Source organism: Allopusillimonas ginsengisoli, from assembly GCF_004153455.1.
Taxonomy (GTDB): Bacteria; Pseudomonadota; Gammaproteobacteria; order Burkholderiales; family Burkholderiaceae_B; genus Allopusillimonas; species Allopusillimonas ginsengisoli.
Genome location: NZ_SDQE01000002.1, coordinates 597342 through 618844 on the forward strand (window position 1 = coordinate 597342; position 21503 = coordinate 618844).

23 protein-coding genes are annotated in these 21503 nt (G+C 53.8%); 10 read left to right on the forward strand and 13 right to left on the reverse strand.

Going from position 1 to position 21503, the window contains the following annotated elements:
* Positions 1-27: 27 nt before the first annotated feature.
* From ERE07_RS07815 to ERE07_RS07830, 4 genes are read left to right on the forward strand one after another with little or no spacing between them, the layout of a single operon-like run.
* Positions 28-927: a transporter substrate-binding domain-containing protein gene (locus ERE07_RS07815; RefSeq protein WP_013742875.1), complete on the forward strand. Its 900-nt coding sequence runs from the start codon at positions 28-30 to the stop codon at positions 925-927.
* A gap of 4 nt (positions 928-931) precedes the next feature.
* Complete coding sequence (locus ERE07_RS07820; protein ID WP_041682645.1) at positions 932-1666, forward strand: amino acid ABC transporter permease; 735 nt, start codon at positions 932-934, stop codon at positions 1664-1666.
* Positions 1667-1670: 4 nt separating this feature from the next.
* Positions 1671-2354 (forward strand): amino acid ABC transporter permease, encoded by a 684-nt coding sequence (locus ERE07_RS07825; RefSeq protein ID WP_129968229.1) that lies wholly within the window; start codon positions 1671-1673, stop codon positions 2352-2354.
* Positions 2355-2378: 24 nt separating this feature from the next.
* A complete protein-coding gene (locus ERE07_RS07830; protein WP_129968230.1) occupies positions 2379-3113 on the forward strand; it encodes an amino acid ABC transporter ATP-binding protein in 735 nt (244 codons plus the stop codon).
* Positions 3114-3149: 36 nt separating this feature from the next.
* Here ERE07_RS07830 and ERE07_RS07835 read toward each other — a convergent pair whose 3' ends face one another.
* From ERE07_RS07835 to ERE07_RS07865, 7 genes are all read right to left on the reverse strand, one after another.
* Complete coding sequence (locus ERE07_RS07835; protein WP_129968231.1) at positions 3150-3566, reverse strand: DUF411 domain-containing protein; 417 nt, start codon at positions 3564-3566, stop codon at positions 3150-3152.
* Between the two features lie 70 nt (positions 3567-3636).
* Positions 3637-4110 (reverse strand): c-type cytochrome, encoded by a 474-nt coding sequence (locus tag ERE07_RS07840; RefSeq protein ID WP_129968232.1) that lies wholly within the window; start codon positions 4108-4110, stop codon positions 3637-3639.
* Between the two features lie 14 nt (positions 4111-4124).
* Positions 4125-4634: a cupredoxin domain-containing protein gene (locus ERE07_RS07845; RefSeq protein ID WP_129968233.1), complete on the reverse strand. Its 510-nt coding sequence runs from the start codon at positions 4632-4634 to the stop codon at positions 4125-4127.
* Positions 4635-4710: 76 nt separating this feature from the next.
* Positions 4711-5937, reverse strand: a complete 1227-nt coding sequence (locus ERE07_RS07850; protein WP_129968234.1) for a copper resistance protein B — start codon at positions 5935-5937, stop codon at positions 4711-4713.
* On the reverse strand, positions 5934-7796 hold the full coding sequence (locus ERE07_RS07855) for a copper resistance system multicopper oxidase (RefSeq protein ID WP_129968235.1): 1863 nt from the start codon (positions 7794-7796) through the stop codon (positions 5934-5936). The genes ERE07_RS07850 and ERE07_RS07855 overlap by 4 nt, the downstream gene beginning before the upstream one ends.
* A gap of 171 nt (positions 7797-7967) precedes the next feature.
* The gene (locus ERE07_RS22335; RefSeq protein ID WP_130008228.1) at positions 7968-8129 is read right to left on the reverse strand and encodes a protein-disulfide reductase DsbD domain-containing protein; all 162 of its coding nucleotides are present in this window, start codon (positions 8127-8129) and stop codon (positions 7968-7970) included.
* A 113-nt stretch (positions 8130-8242) separates the two neighbouring features.
* Complete coding sequence (locus tag ERE07_RS07865; protein ID WP_130008229.1) at positions 8243-8533, reverse strand: DUF2933 domain-containing protein; 291 nt, start codon at positions 8531-8533, stop codon at positions 8243-8245.
* A gap of 303 nt (positions 8534-8836) precedes the next feature.
* Here ERE07_RS07865 and ERE07_RS07870 point away from each other — a divergent pair, with 303 nt between their 5' ends.
* The gene (locus tag ERE07_RS07870) at positions 8837-9037 is read left to right on the forward strand and encodes a heavy-metal-associated domain-containing protein (protein WP_130008230.1); all 201 of its coding nucleotides are present in this window, start codon (positions 8837-8839) and stop codon (positions 9035-9037) included.
* A gap of 89 nt (positions 9038-9126) precedes the next feature.
* Here ERE07_RS07870 and ERE07_RS07875 read toward each other — a convergent pair whose 3' ends face one another.
* Complete coding sequence (locus tag ERE07_RS07875; RefSeq protein WP_130008231.1) at positions 9127-9462, reverse strand: four-helix bundle copper-binding protein; 336 nt, start codon at positions 9460-9462, stop codon at positions 9127-9129.
* A gap of 276 nt (positions 9463-9738) precedes the next feature.
* Here ERE07_RS07875 and ERE07_RS07880 point away from each other — a divergent pair, with 276 nt between their 5' ends.
* Positions 9739-10422 carry a heavy metal response regulator transcription factor gene (locus ERE07_RS07880; protein WP_013742891.1) on the forward strand — a complete coding sequence of 228 codons (684 nt, stop codon included), beginning with the start codon at positions 9739-9741 and terminating at the stop codon, positions 10420-10422.
* Between the two features lie 3 nt (positions 10423-10425).
* Entirely contained in the window at positions 10426-11832 is a 1407-nt protein-coding gene (locus tag ERE07_RS07885) for a Cu(+)/Ag(+) sensor histidine kinase (protein ID WP_130008232.1), read from the forward strand.
* 185 nt (positions 11833-12017) lie between these two features.
* Here ERE07_RS07885 and moaA read toward each other — a convergent pair whose 3' ends face one another.
* The 3 genes from moaA to ERE07_RS07900 all read right to left on the reverse strand — a co-directional run bounded on the left by moaA (position 12018) and on the right by ERE07_RS07900 (position 16242).
* Positions 12018-13118 carry a GTP 3',8-cyclase MoaA gene (moaA, locus tag ERE07_RS07890; protein WP_130008233.1) on the reverse strand — a complete coding sequence of 367 codons (1101 nt, stop codon included), beginning with the start codon at positions 13116-13118 and terminating at the stop codon, positions 12018-12020.
* 84 nt (positions 13119-13202) lie between these two features.
* Entirely contained in the window at positions 13203-15695 is a 2493-nt protein-coding gene (locus ERE07_RS07895) for an arsenate reductase (azurin) large subunit (RefSeq protein ID WP_130008234.1), read from the reverse strand.
* A 16-nt stretch (positions 15696-15711) separates the two neighbouring features.
* A complete protein-coding gene (locus ERE07_RS07900) occupies positions 15712-16242 on the reverse strand; it encodes an arsenate reductase (azurin) small subunit (RefSeq protein WP_130008235.1) in 531 nt (176 codons plus the stop codon).
* 112 nt (positions 16243-16354) lie between these two features.
* Here ERE07_RS07900 and ERE07_RS07905 point away from each other — a divergent pair, with 112 nt between their 5' ends.
* From ERE07_RS07905 to ERE07_RS07915, 3 genes are read left to right on the forward strand one after another with little or no spacing between them, the layout of a single operon-like run.
* On the forward strand, positions 16355-17317 hold the full coding sequence (locus tag ERE07_RS07905; RefSeq protein WP_130008236.1) for a substrate-binding domain-containing protein: 963 nt from the start codon (positions 16355-16357) through the stop codon (positions 17315-17317).
* Positions 17314-18810 (forward strand): sensor histidine kinase, encoded by a 1497-nt coding sequence (locus ERE07_RS07910; RefSeq protein WP_130008237.1) that lies wholly within the window; start codon positions 17314-17316, stop codon positions 18808-18810. The genes ERE07_RS07905 and ERE07_RS07910 overlap by 4 nt, the downstream gene beginning before the upstream one ends.
* Positions 18807-20198, forward strand: coding sequence for a sigma-54-dependent transcriptional regulator (locus ERE07_RS07915; RefSeq protein ID WP_130008238.1), 1392 nt, complete (start codon positions 18807-18809; stop codon positions 20196-20198). The genes ERE07_RS07910 and ERE07_RS07915 overlap by 4 nt, the downstream gene beginning before the upstream one ends.
* Before the next feature lie 56 nt (positions 20199-20254).
* On the opposite strand, the gene arsH is transcribed toward ERE07_RS07915, so the two are convergent.
* A complete protein-coding gene (gene arsH / locus ERE07_RS07920) occupies positions 20255-21013 on the reverse strand; it encodes an arsenical resistance protein ArsH (RefSeq protein WP_130008239.1) in 759 nt (252 codons plus the stop codon).
* Between the two features lie 57 nt (positions 21014-21070).
* Positions 21071-21496, reverse strand: coding sequence for an arsenate reductase (glutaredoxin) (gene arsC, locus ERE07_RS07925; RefSeq protein WP_130008240.1), 426 nt, complete (start codon positions 21494-21496; stop codon positions 21071-21073).
* Positions 21497-21503 lie beyond the last annotated feature (7 nt).

The window sequence follows — 21503 nt, forward strand, 5'->3', positions numbered from 1 at the left end:
CCCTTCCAACTCTAAGGAGACAAGAGAATGAAACGCCTATGGATCTTTATTTCCGCAGCAACCATTGCATTATCAGCGGCTGCCCCCATCCAGGCCCAGGACAGGGCCACGACACTGAAAAAAGTTGAACAGACGGGAACGTTTACAGTAGGTACGCGCGCTGCATCAATCCCTTTCAACTACCTGGATGATAACAACCAACAAAGCGGATTTGCTTGGGAAATCACACAGCGTGTGGCCGACAAAGTGAAAGAAACCGTGGCGCGCGATGACATTCAAGTACGTCCAATGGAAGTCACGCCTCAAACGCGTATTCCACTTGTGGCCAATCAAACAGTGGATCTGGAGTGCAGCTCTACTACACACAATCGGGAGCGTGAGAACCAAGTAAGTTTCTCAACTTCTTTCTTCATCGTAGGCACCCGCATGCTGACGCTGGCCAACTCACCCATCAAGAACTGGGAAGACTTGGCGGGTAAAAACGTCGTCGTCAGCGCAGGAACAACCGCAGAGCGCTTGCTGCGTAAAGTAAATGACGAAAAAAAATTGCGGGTGAACATCATACTTAGTAAAGATATCGACAACACCTTTATGACTGTGGATACGGGCAGGGCCGATGCAGCCATGATGGACGACATGGTTCTGTACAGTCTAATCGCTCGATCGCCCGACCCTAAAAAATGGAAAGTAGTCGGAGAGGTATTGCAACCTGAAGCCTACGGTTGCATGCTTCGTAAGGACGACACTGAGTTTAAAGAATTGGTCGATAACGTGATTACCGGCATGATGAATTCCGGTGAGATGGCTAAGCTTTATGGCAAATACTTCACTAGCCCGATTAAAGTGCGTGGTGGGTTCAACATTAACGCACCCATGTCGCCTGTAATACAGGACCTGTTCGCCAATCCGAACGACAAAGTGTTGTAAAGCAATGCAGTACTCATGGGATTTTTTGATCTATTTCAAGCCTTCACTTACCGGTGAAGGATATTACTGGGAATTGATCTTACAGGGGCTGAGCCGCACTGTCTTTTTGTCGCTGCTCTCATGGGTGCTGGCATTAAGTCTGGGTACTGCTTTGGGTATTGCACGCACACTACCTGTTCGCTGGCTGAGCTTGCCTGCGGCAGTATTCGTGCATTGCTTTCGCAACACCCCTCTACTGGTCCAAGTGTTCCTTTGGTTCTACGTTGTCCCGGAATTGCTACCGAGCGAATGGGGCACCGCGATCAAACGGATGGATCCCACATTAGGGCAGTTCCTGACCGTTCTTATCGCCCTCTCGTTATACACGGCAGCCAAAGCAGCGGAAGTCATCCGCTCAGGAATACAAGCGGTAAGCATCGGCCAGAAGCAAGCAGCTTCAGCTCTTGGGCTTACAGAGCCTGGTTCGTATCGTCATGTCATCCTGCCTCAGGCATTTCGCATCATTATGCCGCCCCTTACCTCTGACTTCCTGAATGTGTTCAAAAACTCCTCAGTCGCGCTGACTATAGGTTTCATGGAGCTCACTGGCCAAACACGCCAGATCGGGGATTTCAGCTCCCAGCCGTTTGAAGCATATATTGCCGCAACCGTCATATATACACTCGTCACCCTTTCAGTCATCTGGTTTATGCGACGTATCGAGAAGGCCACGCGTATTCCTGGCTATTGGGGAGCCTAACCAAATGGACTATTCTTTCGATTGGGGGACGCTCGTAAGAGGATGGCCGTTCATACTCGACGGCATGGCAACGACTGCCCTTCTCGTAAGCGTGGGTATGACGCTCGGCATCGCGCTAGGGGTCGTTTTGGCACTCGCCCGCTTGTTCGGCCCACGGTGGGTCTCTCTGGCGGCAGCGTTCTATGTCAATCTATTTCGTGCGATTCCGCTTATTCTCACCATTTTTTGGTTCTTCTTTCTGGTGCCGTTTGTTTTACGGGCAGTCACAGGAAATCCCTATGCTGGCGTCGGACCAATCTACGCAGCGCTGTCTGCATTCGTTTTAGCCGAAGCAGCCTATTATTGCGAAATTGTTCGTGCCGGCATCAACAGTGTGCGCAAAGGGCAGATGCAGGCCGCAATAGCCTTGGGGCTGACTCGTTGGCAAGCACTCCGGCATGTCGTTCTGCCGCAGGCATTCCACAATATGACGCCTTCGCTGATCAACCAGACTATTGCTCTACTCAAAGACACTTCACTTGTATATGTAATCAGCCTGAATGATTTTCTCGGCGCCGCTACCAAAGTTGCCCATCGTGATGGCACGTTGGTAGAGATGTACTTATTTGTCGCTGTTACCTATTTAGCCCTCTGCTCATTTGGCGTTTGGCTGGTCAATATATTGAAGAAGAAACAGGTGGCTTCGTAGCCACTGCTTTAGAAGGTCAGAAACATGATAGAGCTAAACAACGTCTCCAAATGGTATGGCGAATTCAAAGTACTGGATCAATGCAGTACCAGCGTGGCAACAGGTGAAGTCGTAGTGGTGTGCGGGCCGTCGGGTTCAGGGAAATCGACGCTGATCAAAACGATCAATGCGCTTGAGCCCCTTCAGCAAGGCGAAATATACATCGACGGTAAAGCCGTCCACGACCCTTCAACCAATCTGTCGGCGTTACGGGCACGCGTCGGGATGGTGTTTCAGCACTTTGAGCTGTTTCCCCATATTTCGGTCATGCAAAACTTAACGCTAGCGCAAGAAAGAGTGTTGGGCAGAAGCACGGAAGAAGCAACGGTAAGAGGTGTGGCTCTTTTAGACCGGGTCGGTTTGGGGAACCACGCCGATAAGTTTCCAGGGCAGCTATCGGGAGGGCAACAACAGCGCGTAGCTATTGCCCGGGCGCTGGCCATGGACCCTATCGTTATGTTGTTCGACGAGCCGACCTCCGCATTGGATCCGGAGATGGTCGGCGAGGTTCTCGACGTCATGGTTGGACTGGCTCGGGAAGGCATGACCATGATCTGTGTCAGTCACGAAATGGGCTTTGCGAAAGAAGTCAGCGACCGCGTTATTTTCATGGATCAAGGCCGTATTGTGGAGGATTGCTCCACAGACCATTTTTTTAGGCAAACGCAGACGCTTTCGGCACGTGCTCAGGATTTTCTTTCGAAGATTTTGTCTCATTAACGTGGACATTACACTCGCCAATCTTCTCCAGCCATTTTAATCCCTGGAAAAAGGCTTGCCGGTAAAGTCAACAGTAACCAAATTGCCGTCAAGCTTTCCCATACCCGGCGCGTTTAACGGCATGCCGGGTGCCGATACACCTTTTACCGACGAGTCAGCGAGCAACTTGTTGACCGCGTTGGCCGGTACGTGCCCCTCTATGATTTGGCCGGTGGCCTCGATCACCCCCGTGTGACATGAGCTAAGTGCTGATGGTACGCCGAGCTTCTGCTTGATCGCGGCCATGTCGGCCGTCTTCATAGCCGTGACATCAAAGCCGGATTCCCGCATATGATCAACCCAGCCGGAGCAGCAGCCGCAATTGGGATCCTGGTAAACCGTAATGGCCGCGCCGGCCGCATGCGCAAAGGATGATGCGGCGGTCAACGCCGCCGCTACTAGCCATAACTTCATAAGATCCACTCCAGCAAAAAAGTAAAATTTCAGTTTTTCAGAATAGAGATAAAGACCACACTCAGACAGCTTAGTTCTGTCGCTGCAAAGTGATTTCTTTTTGTGCCTCCAGAACCTTGGGCGGCCAATTGCTCTTGATATAAGCCAGTGCGGCAATGATCTCTTGATCGCTGAGGATGTCCCGATACGCGGGCATGTCGCTTACATAACCCCGAGGCGCGGTCTTTCCTGGAACCAGGCCGTTTTTCACCATATCGACCAGCATCGCATCGGGATGGTGCCAGGTATGGCCGCTCTTGTCATGCGGCGGTGCAGGCAGCCTGCCATTGGACATGCGTTCACGCCAGTTCGGCTGGCCTTGCAGGGCCTCGCCATGGCAGGCTGCGCAATTGTTCGCATAGATCGCCTTGCCCTGCATCACAAGGGATTGGTCCGCAGGGTCGATGAATGCCGGGCCAGATGGCCGAATCGTGCTGTAAAGGACGGCGGCGGCGCCGATTATGACGACGCCAGCCACTCCAAAAACCAATTTTCTCGGTGTCATTTGAATGCGCTAGATCAGCTGACTTTTACCTTGCCGACCATCCCAGCTTCCATGTGGCCCGGAATCAGGCAAGCGAAATCGACAGTGCCCGCCTGGTCGAACTGCCACACCAAGCCGCCGATCTTACCCGGGCCCAATGTAATCATATTCGGTTCCGAATGCTGCATCCCCGGCATCTTCTGCATCTCGGCCGCATGGGCCTTCAAATCGGCGAGAGATCCGATCACCATTTCATGGGGGATTTTGCCCGTGTTCTTGATAAAGAAACGAATGGTCTCGCCGGCGCGGACCTGGATGTCACCCGGTGTAAATCGCATGGTGTCGGCCATCGTCAGTTCAATCGTGCGAGTAACTTTGGCCGGATCGCCAGGCTGGCCAGTTGGCGAAGGGGCATTCGACATGGTGGACATGTCGTGCCCGGGCATGCCATGCGCCGGTGCGCCATGCCCCCCGCCATGGTTGCCGGCAGCCAATGCGAGGGTCGGAAGTACGCTCAAAGCCAGAATAGAAAGGGTCTTTTTCATGTGAATAGTCTCTTGGAGAGATTGTTTTGGTAGGCAGCCGTTTTAAGCCGCCCATGTGAAAATGTGAAAGACAACATCAAAAGCGAAAGCTCAAGCCGGCAACAAAACGGGTTTCCTGTTTGGATTCGCCTTCTGCGCGTGCGTAATCCGCTGTTTTCCCGAATTTGCTGGACCACTCCACGCCCACGTAGGGAACAAACTGACGCGTGACTTCGTACTTAAGGCGTAAGCCCGCCGTGCCGTCTGTCAAGCCGCTGCCAATGCCCCAGCGCTCATCGTCCTTGCCATGGAAATTCACTTCTACGCTTGGCTGAAGGTAGAGCTTTTGAGTCAGTAAGATGTCGTATTCCGTCTTCAGCCTCAGAGCGGTTCGCCCGCTAGCGCCGACATAGGCGGTGGCATCGACTTCGAACCAGTAAGGCGCAAGCCCTTTGAAGCCGAATGCCAACCATTCCCGGTTTGGTGCACCTTGGCCATGGTCAAATCGCACGCCCAGTTCCGTATCCCAGAACGTTGAGACCGCATGGCGCCACAGCAGTTGCGTCTCGGACTCTTGCAGCTTGCCGCTGGCCACTTCCCCTTCGGCCTTGATCACGGCGCGGTTATAGGTGCTGCCGTACCACGCCTCGCCTTCATAGGCTGCCCATTCCTCCCCGCGCGCCCTGACGTATTCCAACCGGTCGAAGCTCACGGAACCGAAGGCATGCATGTCCGACATCATTAGCGCATCCGAAGGCGGCAACGCATACTTGCCCGCATTACGCACGTAGCCATCGGAGTAGGCGTCTGGATCGCGGGCATCTGGCGGGGCCGAGCCACCCTGCATCTGCATATCGCCATGATCCATTTCGCCGCCGCCATGGTCCATGGCACCCATATTGTGCGCAGAGACTGGCGCATTAGAATTGGACTGACCATGCGTCATTCCGGGCATGGCGGGGGCACTTTTGCCAGGATCGGCCTGCTTCATGGGCATTTGCATGGCGTCATGCTCCTGAGCTGGAGCCTTCTCCGCGCCATGGTCCATACCAGACATGTCCATCGAACCGTGATTCATACCCGACATACCCATGGAGCCATGATCCTTATCGGACATGTTCATAGAGCCATGATTCATGCCTGAAGCCGTCGCCGGCGCGCTTGTCGTGGGCGGCGATGGGGTATGGCCGGCGTGGCCCGAGTGCGCCTGCGCATAGGCAAACACGGGCATCGCCCCTACTGAAGCGATGGCTGCGGCAAGGAATTTCTTCTTCAATTGATTGTTCATGACCAGGATGCCTAGCGTGTTGTTCGTTGTCTTCATGCCACCACCACTTCGCGAAACATGCCCATATCCATGTGCAGCATCAGATGGCAATGCCATGCCCAGCGTCCAAGCGCATCGGCAGTTACAAGAAAGCTGATACGCTGAGCCGGTTGCACGGGAATGGTGTGGCGCCGAGCCTGAAATTGGCCGTCCGGCGTTTCCAGTTCACTCCACATGCCGTGCAAATGCATGGGGTGCGTCATCATGGTGTCGTTATGCAAGATGACCCTGACGCGTTCGCCGTAACGGAAATGAACCGGGGTTGATTTTCCGAACTCGACACCATCGAACGACCAGGTATAGCGCTCCATATTGCCGGTTAGGTGCAGCTCGATTTCACGTTCTGCGCCGCGCGGATCCATCGCACCGCCCACGGTGTGCAAGTCCGAAAGCGTCAATACGCGCCGGCCGTTATTACGCAGTCCAATGCCGGGATCGTCCAAGTTGGTGCGCGGCATATCGACCCGCATATCAATGCTGGGCCCATACTCGGTCCTGGCATGGCGTACTTGGGTGCTGGCGCCGGCCGCAGACATAGCGCCGTGGTCCATGCCTGACATGCCTGCGTGATTCATACCTTGCATGCTGCCGTGATTCATCCCAGCCATATTGCCGTGGCCCATTCCGGCCATGCCTTCATGGCTCATGCCACCGGACGATTGGCTGGCCGCGCCATGGCTCATTCCTGCCATGCCTCCGCCCATAGCGCCCATCATGTCCGCCATGGTCAACCATTCCACGGGGTCGAGCGCCGGTACTGGCGCTTCGAGACCGGCATGCGTGGCTAGCGTACCGCGCGCATACCCTGTTCGGTCCATTGCTTGCGCATAAACGGTGTAAGCGTCGTCCTTCGGTTGTACCAATACATCGTAGGTTTCTCCGGGCCCAAATCGGAACTCGTCCACCGTAACGGGCTCCACATTGACCCCGTCGGCTTGAACGACGGTCAACTGAAGGCCCGGAATGCGTACATCGTAGAAAGTATTAGCCGCGCCGTTGATAAAGCGCAGCCGCACCCGCTCTCCAGGCCGGAATAGCCCAGTCCAGTTGCCCGCCGGCGTCGTCCCATTCATCAGGTAGGTCAGCACGTTCGCGGACAGATCGGCCAAATCCGTGGGGCTCATGCGCATCTCGTTCCACATCTTGCGCTTGTCGATAGCCGCTTTCAGGCCCATCTGGGAGGCGTCTTGAAAGAAATCGACCGCCGTGGGCTGGTTGTAGTTGTAGTAGTCGCCCTGCATCTTAAGCTTGGCCAGAACCCGCATCGGATCCTCGTCGGTCCAGTCAGAGAGTTGGACGACATACTCGCGATCGGCCCGTATGGAGTCAGTTTGTGCCGGGTCGATAATGATCGCCCCATAAACCCCTGTGGCCTCTTGCATGCCCGAGTGCGAGTGATACCAATACGTGCCGCTTTGCTGCACCTTGAACCGATACGTGAACGTTTCGCCGGGCGGGATTCCCGCAAAGCTGATGCCGGGCACCCCGTCCATTTGAAACGGCAGGATGATGCCATGCCAATGAATTGAGGTGGTTTCGTTCAGGCGGTTCTTGACGCGAATAGTGACGGCATCACCTTCGCGCCAACGCAACGTGGGCGCCGGGAGCGAGCCATTGACCGTCGTCGCCATACGAGGCGTACCAGTGAAATTCACAGGTGATTCACCGATCTCCAGATTAAATTCGGTCCCACTCAGTACCGCCGCAGAACCCGTATTAGTTCGGCCCGATTGCATTCCAGCGGCACGGGCAAATGGCGACAAGCCCAGCAACACGCCGCCGGCCACAAGGCCTTGCACAAAACGGCGACGAGGTATAGCCGGGAGGGGAACCGCTAGCGTAGTTGAGCGTTTCACGCGGGGAGAATCCTGTAATGAATCGTTGATCGGAGCTTCGTCTGCCGCATTCTGGGCGAACCGACAAATTGCTATTCCTAACTTTAATCAAGTACGGCTGTCACACGAATGACGGCTCCATTACTTTTCTGTAATCTAGAATTCGCGGCGGATTTCATTTGCGGACTCTGTTTAGCGTGATACGAGTGGTACAGACAGCGTCTTCTCTATCGGTGGATAGCAGACGCCGGTGGGATCGTTACAGCCTTGATAGGACGCTTGCAGAATCAGCGCCACGCCAGTGCCAGTTACGAGCAGGGCTGTCAACAAACGAATAAAATTCACTTCAACCACTCATCATCCAGAACATCATGATGCCCATGAAAACGAAAGCCAAAATAGCGACCGACCCAATTGCCGCTAGTACTAGGATGACTATTCGAGTGAGTCTGGTTCTCATGGTCTGCTCAAGCATCAAAGCGGTTCGCTGGAGCTGGCGGACGTGAGTGCCCGCCAGCATTAGTCCCTTCCGGTATTTGTGCTTGAGTGGGTCCACCGTTCTTTGAAGCGTTGTCGCTGTGGCACGACTGCATGCCTTTCATCATGAAAAGCATCATCAACGGACAAATCAGAAAGAATAAGAATGGGCTCACCGCAGCGATCCACTCCCGCGCGACAGGCAGGGCCGCATACGCCACTGCAATCAGCGCGGCCAGCCCAAGACCGCCTTTCAACATCGTCTTCACATCGCATTTCATTGTCGGCTCTCCTTTTACTTGCGCCACTGGAATTCAGTCTAGGAACGAGCCTACTGTAACGGTCCGTCGCTGTCAGAAAGGTTGCGCGGGCATTACATCTTTGTCATCTTTAAAAAGAACGCCACAGAGGTAATAAATTTGTTGCGATATGTATGAAGCACCACATCACTTCACCCTGTCCGGGGCAAAGTCCCGTTCTATTTGCAAGAGGCGGCAAAAAACACCATATCCGTTGACATTCCCACTGTGGGAATGTTTATCCTGTAGTTATCCGGCTCGGCGAATTACCAATAGAGGGAAAAAATGATTCAGTTTGAAGTAAACGATATGACCTGTGGGCACTGCGTGGGCGCCGTTACCGCCGCTGTCAAAGACGTCGCACCCGAGGCTATCATTTCGGTTGACCTGGCCGAGCACACCGTGCGCGTGGAGGGGGTTCCCGACGCAGATGTAGTAGAACAAGCTATTCGCGAGGCGGGTTACAGTCCGTCACGTAAATTTTAAAAGGCCAAGGTGCAATGATGCACCCTGGCCTCAATTTTTTCTCTCGCCCGCACCGCTGGTGAGGGCTGCGATCCTGCTTGCTTGGCCCCTCAGGCCGTCTGCGCCATCCGCCTACACTCTTCAGCACATCTGCGGCAAGCCTCGGCGCAACGCTGGCAGTGATCCATTTGGTGTTTTACGCATTCATCACCGCAAGCTTGGCAGACATCAGCGCACAGACGGCAAAGGGCTTGGGTGAATTCACTGCCCCTGGCCATATAACTGGCCGACAGGCGGCAAATTTGTGCGCAATCCATATCCAGCTTTATGCAGCGCGCCATAGCTTTAACATCTTGTTCCCCCAGGCATGAGGCTGCGCAGTGGTCGCACTCCGTCGCGCAGGCATAACAAGCGTCTATGCAGGATTGAAACTTTTCATGAGGCATATCGATCTCCAACAAGGTTGAGGTGTGATCATCATGTGGCCACCGTCATGCGGCGCCACTTCCCTCATGCAGCAACTTGGATGCCGTACGGGCAGTAATTTGCCTGCAAAAGCTGGAATTTTCGTTCAAACCCAGCTCTACCGGTGATGGCTTCTACCGTAGCATTACAATTTTGTAATGCTGACGTCATGTTGCCGTCAGCGGCATCGCATTACAGTTTGACAATGGACGGCAGAATGCTCTTCCTTTCGTGATAGGACTTACAGGATCGAACCCATGAAATTGCTGTTGGTCGAAGACGAGACCAAAACCGGTGATTATGTACGCCAAGGGCTAGTCGAGTCCGGCTTCGTTGTGGACCTCGTGCGCACTGGCTTGGACGGACATCATTTGGCCCTGACTGGCTCTTATGATTTGATTATCTTGGACGTCATGCTGCCCGATGTAGACGGTTGGCGTATCGTCCAGGCACTACGTGATGCGAAATCGTCGACGCCGGTATTATTTCTGACTGCCCGGGATAGTGTAGAAGACCGCGTCAAAGGGCTGGAGCTGGGCGCAGACGATTACTTGGTAAAACCGTTCGCTTTTTCAGAGCTCCTAGCGCGTGTACGTACGTTATTAAGGCGGGGCGCCGCTCCCGCCTTCCAGGATCAGTTACAGATCGCTGATCTCGTTCTCGATATTCCTCGACGTCGAGCTCAACGCAAAAGCGTGCGTATTAATCTCACGAACAAAGAGTTTGCCTTGTTGGAACTCTTGGTACGTCGGCAAGGCGAAGTACTGCCTCGCTCGTTGATTGCTTCCCAGGTGTGGGACATGAACTTTGACAGCGACACCAATGTCATTGATGTCGCGATCCGACGCCTACGCGCCAAAATCGATGACGATTTTGATCCTAAGCTTATCCACACGGTACGCGGCATGGGTTACATGCTGGACGTGACGCTCCCCGAATAGTTGATGAAAAGACGGCCGGCATCCCTAGCTGTACGGCTTACCGTTTCTATTGGGGCGGTGATAACAGTCGTACTACTCACATTCGGCTGGATCGTAGAGCGGTCAATCAACAACCACTTTATCCAGCAAGATGTTGATGAACTGAATGCAGTCGTTCAGGCCTTAAAGCACACGCTAGCCACGCTACCGCCTGATATAGCACCTGCCGAATTGCATCAGCCGCTTGCCAATGCCGTGTCGGGCCACCATAACGCTCAATATCGTATCTCCTCGGACGCCGGTGCACTCATCTATGCTACGCCGGGATCGAATTTGGACAGGTTTGCTCAAATCGCTCAGCCTGTAGAGAAAATCACTATTGACACGGTTGGCATATGGCAAGATCACGGCGAGACGTTTCGAGGAGCTGTACTACGGACCGGAACGGATAGTTTCCCTGCGCCGCGCACCTTAACCATCGCAGTGGCCACGGGCATTAATTTCCATCTGCATTATCTGGACAGCTTTCGGGACTATCTCCGAATCATCACAGTAGCGGCCTGTCTCATTGCGATTTTGGCTACATGGCTCGCGGTGCACCAAGGCCATGCACCGATACGGCGCATCAGCCGCGAAATCGGAAAAATCAGGCCCGATCAGCTCTATATGCGACTCGAGCCACACGCCGTTCCTACTGAACTGGTCGGGCTTGCAATGTCTTTCAACGGAATGCTTGAGCGGCTTGAGGGCGTCTTCCGCCGTCTCTCCGATTTTTCAGGTGACATCGCGCACGAGCTTCGAACCCCCATCACGAATCTGAAAACCCAAACCGAAGTCGCGCTTTCTCAGTCCCGCAGCGTCGAACAGTATCGGGAGATCCTGTATTCGAACTTAGAAGAGTACGAGCGCATGGCGAAAATGCTTGGTGATATGCTGTTTTTGGCGCAAGCGGATAACAATCTACTCAAACCCGAACTCGTTAAAATCGACCTTCAGGCCGAGATGCGCATCCTTTTCGACTACTTTGGCGCCTGGGCCGAAGAGCGCGAGGTGGGCTTAAAGCTTGTGGGGCCACGGGGTTGCATCATCGGAGATCGGCTGATGATACGCCGGGCATTGAGCAACCTGTTATCGAACGCGATTCGATACACGCCTGCAGGAGGCACCGTTATAGCAATCTTCGAAGTCGAATCTACGAATATCAGGCTTTGTGTTCAGAACCCCGGTCCCGTCATACCTCCCGAACACATCACACACATTTTTGAGCGTTTTTATAGACCTGACGCATCGCGACAGCGTACTGGTGAAGGCGCAGGCCTTGGCTTAGCGATTGTTAAATCGATTGTGGAAGCACATGGGGGAAAGATTAGTGCACGCTCGACTGCTGAGGCGACAACATTCGAGATATTGTCACCAGCAACGAAATGTTGACCATACGTCAGAGTTCGGCTACGACGTATGCTCAACATCAGTTACATCAGCGCGGCAGCCTTCGAAGGGATAGCCGCTTTTCACCACTGGCCGGAAACTCAGGAACGCGCCCCTAGTTCGAGCATGCGAAGTGTCGTTCGCATGCTCGAACGCAACGGTGTCCAGGACACCGAAAACGTTTATAGCTATCCACCAATATGGCTCATTTCGACTCGTGGCGAATATATAAGAGGACTAAATCCCCGCGCTTCTGAATACCTATCTGTCCTTTGGGACCAGACGGATGCGACTTTTTCCCGTAAGGCATCATCATCGTCTGACTCACGTAACAAGGCGCGCAAGTCCACACTCTGCTGGCCGAATAGGCAGAGATAAAGCCTGCCGTTCGATGCTAACCGGGCTCGAGTGCAATCCCCGCAGAATGGCTGGGTCACACTAGAAATCACTCCGATTTCCCCCTGGCCATCTACGTATCGCCAACGCTTAGCCACCTCTCCCTTAGCAGAAGGTGACACGGGCTCCAACGGAAAGTACCGATGCAACAGAGCTATGAGCTCTGACGACGGATATACCGCACTTCTGTTCCATTGATTGGTATTTCCCACGTCCATAAATTCGATGAAGCGCAAGATGTGGCCGGTGCCACGAAAATACTTGGCCATGGGGAGAACTTGGTCATCGTTGACGCCGCGCTTGACCACCATATTGATTTTTATGGGAGCAATACCTGCAGATCTTGCAACCTCAATACCCTGCAGCACGTCATCGACGGTCCAGTCAGCGTCCGTCATTCTCTGGAATACCGCGTTATCTATCGCATCCAGACTTACATTCAAGCGCTTGACACCTGCTTTCGCAAGGCTTTGTGCCTTACGCGCTAGCAACGCCCCATTTGTGGTCAATGAAATATCAACAGGGCGCCCCTCGGTTGTTGTGAGCGCCACAAGCCTTGAGGCCAACATGTCCACGTCTTTGCGCAGTAGTGGTTCGCCACCTGTGATACGGATTTTTTCTACTCCTAAACTCACGAATACTTTGGCAGCCCGCTCGATCTCTTCGTGAGTCAATAGCTCACTGCGCGGAAGAAACTGAAAATCTTTCCCGAACACCGACCGTGGCATACAGTAGGTACATCGAAAATTACATCGATCGGTGACGGAGATACGCAGGTCTCGTAATGGCCTCGCATGTTGGTCCAGTAAGATAGGCTCGCTTGGGGCCACATCGCCTTTGACTACTGCCGGTATACGTATTGGGCGATGGTCATGCAATAAGTGTTCGTTCATGCTTGGCTTTATCGTTTTTTCAAAAAACCCCGCTTTAAGTTTTCATAAAGCAGGGCGGCATACGACTAATCGAAGTACTCCTTTTTATGCCGGCTTGGGCATCGCAAATCGACGGTCTTTAAAGCTGACCGTTCGTTTGAACTCTTCGACGGTGCCGGCCTTACGAATGTTGCCCCATGTGCCCTTGTAATAAGGGATTATGTTTCGATCAGTCCAATCCGTGGTTACGTCGCCTTGAATGCCGTTTACGTAACCGAACAGCATGAACGTCTGGCCGCGCTTGATCTGTGCGACTGGATACACCATGGCATACGTGGAACCGAAGTCGTTATAGACTTCCACGATGTCGCTGGCCGCTACACCGAGCTCCTGGCAATCATCGGGATTAATCTCGATGTAGGCCATGGGATAGCGCTCTTGGGCGAAGCTATTGTATTGATCGTGATAAGCGGTTTGCCATATCTCATTGTTTCGCCCATTGTTGAGCCAGAACTTATATTTTTTCTTTTGAGCCGCAACGGTTTCAGGCAAACCATTCCATGGTGCGGGCAGAAAATGCGCTTTCCCGTCCTCTGTGTCGAACTTTGAGTCGGTATAGAGCATCTCTGTGCCTACAAACTTTCCATCGGTATAAGACTTGACGGGAAGCTGTACGCCGTTATTGCCGGTGGCCCGCAGACGTTCATAGGTAACCAGATGGCCAGAGTCGCCGCCTTGGCTATCGATCTTCGGCGCTCCTGGCTGACCCGCTTGACGGAATCCATCATTGAAGGCATCTTCTTCCGTCTTCCAGTCAAAGCCATTGAAACGCTCGGTCATCGCCGAGTTGCCTTCTTTCTCGTAAAGCGCGCGTACTGTATTGGCGATCTTTGCCGCAATGAGGCAATCGGCCATCGCAGAACCTGGAGCATCCATAAACTTCTCGGATAAACGAATACGCCGCTCTCCATTCATCGAGGTCAGGTTGATCTCTCCAGGATGTGCTGCCGGCAGCAATAGATGGGCGGCTTCGGCAAGCTTGGTCGGATAAAGATTAATGCTCGCGACAAATAACCCACCCTTCTCTGTTGCCTGAAAAATGATATCAACCATTTCTTCGGTACTGGCGCCTCGCGCCTTTTGCATCGCCTCTTTGACAATGGCTGATCGCTTTAGTACCGCTTCTCGCAATGCTTGCGCATTATTGCTGGTCTGAAAGTTATTGCAGCCCCACCAGGTCATCATGCGACCCTTGCCCTGGATCAGCTCTTGGTCGATATAAATCTTTGTGTCGCCTGGGTATGGCGGCCGAGTGTAGCCTTCTTGGTGACCACCCATGCGTACGCATCCTGTACCGCGACGGCCAACGTTATGGGTCGCTATAACCAGGCTGAGCAGTGCCGACTGAATGACGTAATTGTCATTGCCCCAAATGATGCCTTTTTCATAGGCGTGCATACTGCGCGGCATCTGGCCTGTCTTCTTAGGCTTATATGACCATTCCGCCGCCTTTTTGAGGTCCTCGAGGGGCACGCCAGTAATCTTGCTGCACTCCTCAAGTGATAGGCGGTTGGTCTGTACGGCCGAATCGAATCCAGATGTATGCTGTTCAATGAACGGTTTGTCTATCCAGCCCTGCTCCACCACATAGGTAAAAAGGCCATTAAACAGAGCGGTGTCCGTGCCCGGTTCAATCGCCAAATGCAGCACACGCTCCTTGCCTGCAACCTGGCGCGCAATGGCGATGGACGGCGTTTCGCGGGGGTCTACAAATATGATCCGTGTCGGGGGCAACTCCTCATCGGGAAACCGTTCTTTCTTCTTGCCACTGGTTTGACCATAGAGGTTTGGCACCCAATGTTGAAGGAAGTAATTGGTTTGCGACTCGTAAGGATTATTGCCTATGGACCAAAGCACGTCCGCGAGCTCCGCGTCTTCGTAAGCATTATTTAGCTCGCCGATGCCCATGTCACGGGTGGCGTGACACTCAGAGTTATACGCGGGGCGATTGTGGATGCGAACCATGGGGGTTTGCAATGCCGAGAACATCAGCTTGCCAGTACCCCATGTATTCTCAAACCCGCCGCCAGCCCCACCGTGATCAAAACAGGAAAACACAATGCCTTCCGGTCCATCCTTATCCAGCGTTTTTTTGAGCAACCCGGCGTAGAGCGCCATGGCTTGATCCCAAGAGGTATCCACCCACTGATCGGCAGCATATAGACGCGGCTGCTTGAGCCGATCCTTGCCATCGCCTTCAGGGGTGTACATATACGTTGCCATCCGGCCACCGCGGGTCGAGCTGAGCCCGCCATTCACGACACACTCCTTGTCCGGCAGGATCATGATATTGTGACGACTGCCATCGTGCTCGGTAATGACGTTGGTCATGGCTGGGGTCAGCGTGGTGGCATATGGCGGCAGCTGCTGACGAAAATCTAGGCCCAAGGCGTTGTCTTGGGGCGCTCGACCGCCCTCTTTCTGTTCGGGCCACTTATACACGTGATAGCCGCAGCCGACGATACAGAAATGACAGGTCATATTTGTACGCTGGGCGTTTACTGGCGGCAAGGTGATGCGATCTTTTTTGGCTGGCATGACATTTATCTCCGAATTAAATTATGTTGGCTTGACGTCCATAGATCAGCCCATCGACACCAACGGCTGAAACGGTGTCAGTGGCTTCGTCATACCGCAATAGCACGCGCGGGAGATTCTCTGTTGCCTGTCCGCAAATCATCTGGCCGGCCTTCTCTGCATCGAACTCGCTGAAATGGCATGGGCACTTGAACGTTTTAGTGTTGTTGTCATAGATTGTCGGGCAGCCCATATGGGTGCATAGAGTGCTATACGCGACAATATCGCGATCAGGGCCGACTCCTCCTGGGACAGGGGATCCCAGTTTGATCGCGGTACACGGTGAGCGTTCGTCTGGATAACTGAATGAGAGCGGCGCCTCAACCGTCAGCTTTTGGGCAGCCGTGACGGCTTTGCTCGGATAATCCAACGTGGTTTTGGAGGGGTCGGCCGGTGATGTCTGAGCATTGGCACTTGTGAATGGCACCAAGGTAGCGGCCGCTGCGACACCGCTGCCTCCACTGAGCTTAAGAAAACCGCGTCGGTTGATAGTTGTAGTGTCGGACATGGGGCAATTCCTATTGAAACAATGGACGGTGGTCGGTAACCTGTACACATTGTTTACGCAATACGCGTGCCAACTATCAACTCACGCTAGGTACGCTCGGAGAAGACAAAAAATGGTGGGAATCCGGATACCAAACGGTAACGCTCTCGGTGGCAATCCAGGTTTTTCGTTACCGAACGGTAACGTCCGTCGTCGTCTGCTTACTGCTGGCATTGCCGCCGTGGGCGCAGGCGTGGCTCCCGCATGGAGCCGGGAAGCTGATCAGACCACCTTGCGAATTGGCACCACAGCCGTTTTTCTCGACAATCAGCTCCAGTTATTGGACATTTGGCGCGCTGATTTGCAAGCAACGCTGGGCCAAGCAGTGCAATTCGTGCAGCGTCGAAGCTATCGAGAGATTGTTGAACTTTTGCTGCGTGGTCACATTGATGCCGCCTGGATTTGCGGTTACCCCTACGTGCTTAATTCAAATCAGTTGCGCTTGGTGGCTGTACCCCAATACAAGGGAGCACCCTTGTATCGTTCTTACTTAATCGTTCCGGATAGCGATCAAAAAACGAAAGCCATTACGCGACTAGAGGATAAAGTTTTCGCCTATAGTGACCCCTTATCAAATTCGGGATTTCTCATTCCCCGCACTGAGTTATTGACTCACCATGAGGATCCGTCAACTTTCTTTCGCAAGTCATTCTTTACTTTTGCTCATCGCAAAGTGGTGCAAGCGGTCGCTGCCGGGCTGGCAGATGGTGGTGCCGTAGACGGCTATGTGTGGGATACGATTATTGCCCAGTTTCCAGCCTGGGCCTCTGGCGCGCGCAAGGTATGGCAATCTCCCGAATACGGCTTCCCGCCTCTGGTGGCACGTAAAGAAATGCCTGCATCAACCTTCGACGCATTGAATGCCGCGCTTTTGCAAATGCATGAACGCCACGATGGGAAAATGATACTTGGCCGACTCGCTCTTGATCGATTCGTGAACGGCACGGATTCTTTGTATGATGGCATCAGAAAGCTGAACCAGACCGCTGGAGCGAGTACGTTGGCCGTGGAGGCCAACTCGATGAGTGCGAAATGAGCTCCTTCAGTTGGCGTCGTCCATTTCGCCACATGAGCTATCGATACAAGGCTCCCTTAGCATTGGCCGCAGCCATTCTGGCCACAGAGCTCGTGGTGACAGCAACCTTCGTACAGACCTCATATTCGGCAATGCGCCAGGATATGCGCCAAGGGGCACAAGCCCTTACTCGCATGCTGGCCTTATCAGTGCGCGAACCACTTAGACGCGATGATCTTTGGCGTGCATATGAAGCCATTCGAATTCCAGTCGATGCAACAGGCCCTGTCTCGGGCGTGCAAGCGATCATCGTTCTGGATCAAGATTTCAACGTATACGCAGCATCCGACCCTAAACACTACCCGATCTCGACATCGCTCGCTGCGCTACCTGATGAGCTGACGCACGCAGTCGCCGCACTTCGCGATCCGTCGCAGTCGTTTTATTTTCGATATTCGGGTTACTTTTCTCAAGTCCCGGGGGTTGCGGGAACCGCCGTTCGGTCCGACGACGCAGGCATCGCCGGATACGTGTTGGTTTCATACGATGTAAGCGCTTGGCGACAGCGTGTTTCCAGCCTGCTCACTCGAGTATTTTGGATCAGTATCCCCGGGATTATTCTGTTGCTGCTCATCGGATGGGCATGGGGCAATCAAGTCGCCCGACCTCTGCTTTCACTGGCAAAAGCAATGAAACGCGTAGGCCGCGAGCCGCTGAGCAGTATTCGGCACTCCTTGGACACGACAGGCACCGATGAGATAGGCGTACTGGGCCAGCAGTTTTCAGGCATGTTGAACGAGCTTGAAGCCAAAGAAGCGCTTGAGCGCGAGATGGTGGCTGCTGAACGGCTGGCGGCGGTAGGCCGGGTCGCCACTGGCGTTGCGCATGAAATCAATAATCCACTTGGCGGGATGATCAATGCGCTTGACACGCTCCAGACGCACGGAACGCCTGACAAACTGACCACCAAGACTGTTGAACTGGTGCGCCGCGGATTGAACCAGATCCGTCATACGGTGGGGGCATTACTTGTGGAAGCGCGACTCGATGCCTCGCGAATGTCACCCGCCGACTGGGAGGATCTACGCACGCTCATTGAGCCGGAGCTCAATGCACGGCACGCCAGGTTGCTATGGGATGTTCAACCCAATCTTGCTGTTGAGTTGCCCGCCCACTCAGTACGGCAACTGACGCTTAACCTGCTTCTTAACGCGAAAAATGCTGTCGAGCCAGAAGGCAGTGTGAGTTGCTTGGTTCAGCGCACTACCGAATCGCTCACTATCGAGATATCCAATTCAGGACAGCATATTCCCGAAGCTGCTCTACCCCAACTCTTCGAGCCATATCCCGTAGAGCCAACACTGAACCGTAATTCACATGGCCTCGGTTTGTGGGTGACATATCAGATCATTACGCAGTTACGCGGTACGATTGAAGTAAGCAGTGAGCCGGGGTTCACCCGCTTTACGGTTACCCTTCCTTTAAACTCACCATCTTTGGGAGGTCCAGCATGATTGGTCCTCATATTTGCCTGATCGAAGATGATCCGATCATGGGCGAGTCTCTGGTTGAACGCTTTCAATTGGAGGGCTTCAAGGTGGATTGGCACCTTGGTGCTTATGCGGCACGAGCCGCCATCCTTGCCAATGACTACGCAGTGGTCCTCAGCGATGTGCGGCTGGCCGATTTGGATGGTGACGCGCTATATATGCAGATGCTTCAGGACGGCCATAGTCTTCCGCCCTTCATCCTCATGACGGCATATGCCACTGTTGAGCGCGCCGTAGACATGCTCAAGCTGGGTGTGCGAGATTACATAACGAAGCCCTTCGACCTACCCCGCTTAGTGCAAACTGTTCGAGAATTGACGGTCAACCATGACGCGAACACGCAAGTGTCCGACGATAATATCCTGGGGGTTTCCGCCGCCGCCCAAGAGCTGGCCCAGCTCGTACCTCGAATTGCCGGACGAGCGTCCTCGGTGCTCATTACAGGAGAATCAGGGGTTGGCAAGGAGGTCCTTGCGCGGCTGATTCATCGGCGAGCCGACTCAGCCGACACCGAACGTCCGTTTGTAGCGGTGAACTGTGGAGCGGTGGCTCCCACGCTAGCTGAAGCGGAGTTTTTTGGCGTTGAGCGGGGTGCCTTCACGGGTGCGGATAAGCAAAAGCGCGGTTATCTTGAGCAGGCCAACGGTGGAACGCTGTTCCTGGATGAAGTCGGCGAACTCTCCCTTCCCCTACAAGCCACGTTGCTGAGATCAATACAGGAAAAATGCATTCGACGTCTTGGCGCCGAACACGATACTGCAACGCAATTCGATCTGGTCTGTGCCACGAACCGTGATCTGGAAAACATGGTCAAGGAACGTCTATTTCGAGAGGACTTGTACTACCGAATCAATGTTGTCACGTTGCATGTCAAACCCCTTAGGGAACGTCCGGAAGACGTTTATTGGCTAGCGCAGCGCTTTATCAGAGCTATGGCCCAGCGTCTGAATGAGCCTCCAAAATCTTTGCATCCGCTCACCCAATTACGACTACAAGAATATTCATGGCCGGGCAACATCCGCGAATTGCACAACAGAATCGAGCACGCCTGTCTGGTCAGTCCGAACGCCGTTCTACTTCCTAACGACATTTTCGCTTCCGATTGGCAACGAACCGTGCCTCTGAACACGTCCTTTCCCGGTGAAGATGCAGCGCTCAATATTTACCAAGATGCCTGCGAACGGCTTTATATCGAAGAAATGTTGATACGTTTTCAGGGCCATATCACCGAAACAGCCAACGCGCTTAAGATTTCGCGGAAAAACTTATGGGAAAAAATGAAGCGGCACAAAATTGAGGCCGCACGCTTACCAAAACAAAGCGCACAAGATGAGCGGGTGAGCGGATGCTGACCATCGTGCTCCGACTATACCCAAAGCACACCGTAGCTAATTGGCACTCCCTTGATTTAGCTTTCCGTGGTTTGCGTCTCTTGCTCCATGGCGCGCTGCGCCAAGCGGGCGACCTCGGCAGCCACGCCCTTGCGTTCGCTATACCGGTCGGTCAAATAATCGCTGCGGTCTCGAACCAGCAAGGTAAATTTCATCAGTTCTTCCATAACATCCACGACGCGGTCGTAGTACGGCGAAGGTTTCATCCGTCCGTCCTCGTCGAATTCCTGGTAGGCCTTCGCCACCGACGACTGATTCGGAATCGTCACCATACGCATCCAACGACCAAGCACACGCAGCGCATTGACCGCGTTAAAGGATTGGGATCCACCGCTGACCTGCATGACAGCCAGGGTACGGCCTTGCGTCGGACGCACGCTCCCCACCTCCAGGGGCAACCAATCGATCTGACTTTTGAACACACCCGTCAAGGTCCCGTGGCGTTCGGGACTGCACCACACGTGCCCTTCCGACCAATTCGACAGTTCCCTCAGCTCAAGGACTTTAGGATGATCTGCAGGAACGCTATCGGGCAGCGGTAGTCCATGCGGATCGAAGATCCGGGTCTCGGCACCCAAGCGGTTCAGGATGCGCGCCGCCTCTTCGGTAAGTAAGCGACTGTATGAGCGCTCACGCAGTGAGCCGTAGAGTAGAAGAATACGAGGCGGATGCGTTGCCCCACCCGACAGAGAAAGCTTGTCATGAGTGGGCGTATCCAAGAGGGTCTCGTCGGCTATGGGCAAGGTCAAATCAACGGGTGAAGAATAACTGGTCATCAACGTTCTCAAACTAGCAGAAAAAAGTACTGGGTGGCGCAGGAAGGTGAAGTGTCGTTAACGCACGCGTTGGCCGCGCTCATCGATGACAGCTTCCCCGTCCTCTTTGGTAAAGGGCCCCTGTTGGGCCTGTGGAAGGATATCGAGAACCATCTCTGAAGGCCGGCACAGGCGTACTCCCAATGGCGTAACAACGAAAGGCCGATTCATCAGAATGGGATGCTCTTGCACCGCGTCGAGCAATTGCGCATCCGTAAGTGCCGTGCTATTCAGGCCCAGCTCCATATATGGAGTGCCTTTTTCACGTAACGCCTGACGCACCGTTAACCCGGCACGTTGAATTAAATCGGCAAGCGCGTCGCGCGATGGCGGCGTTTTCAGATATTCGATGACGGTAGGCTCTATACCGGCATTGCGGATCAAGCCCAGCGTGTTGCGTGAGGTCCCGCAATTAGGATTGTGGTAGATCGTGATGTTGTTCATGAGAATC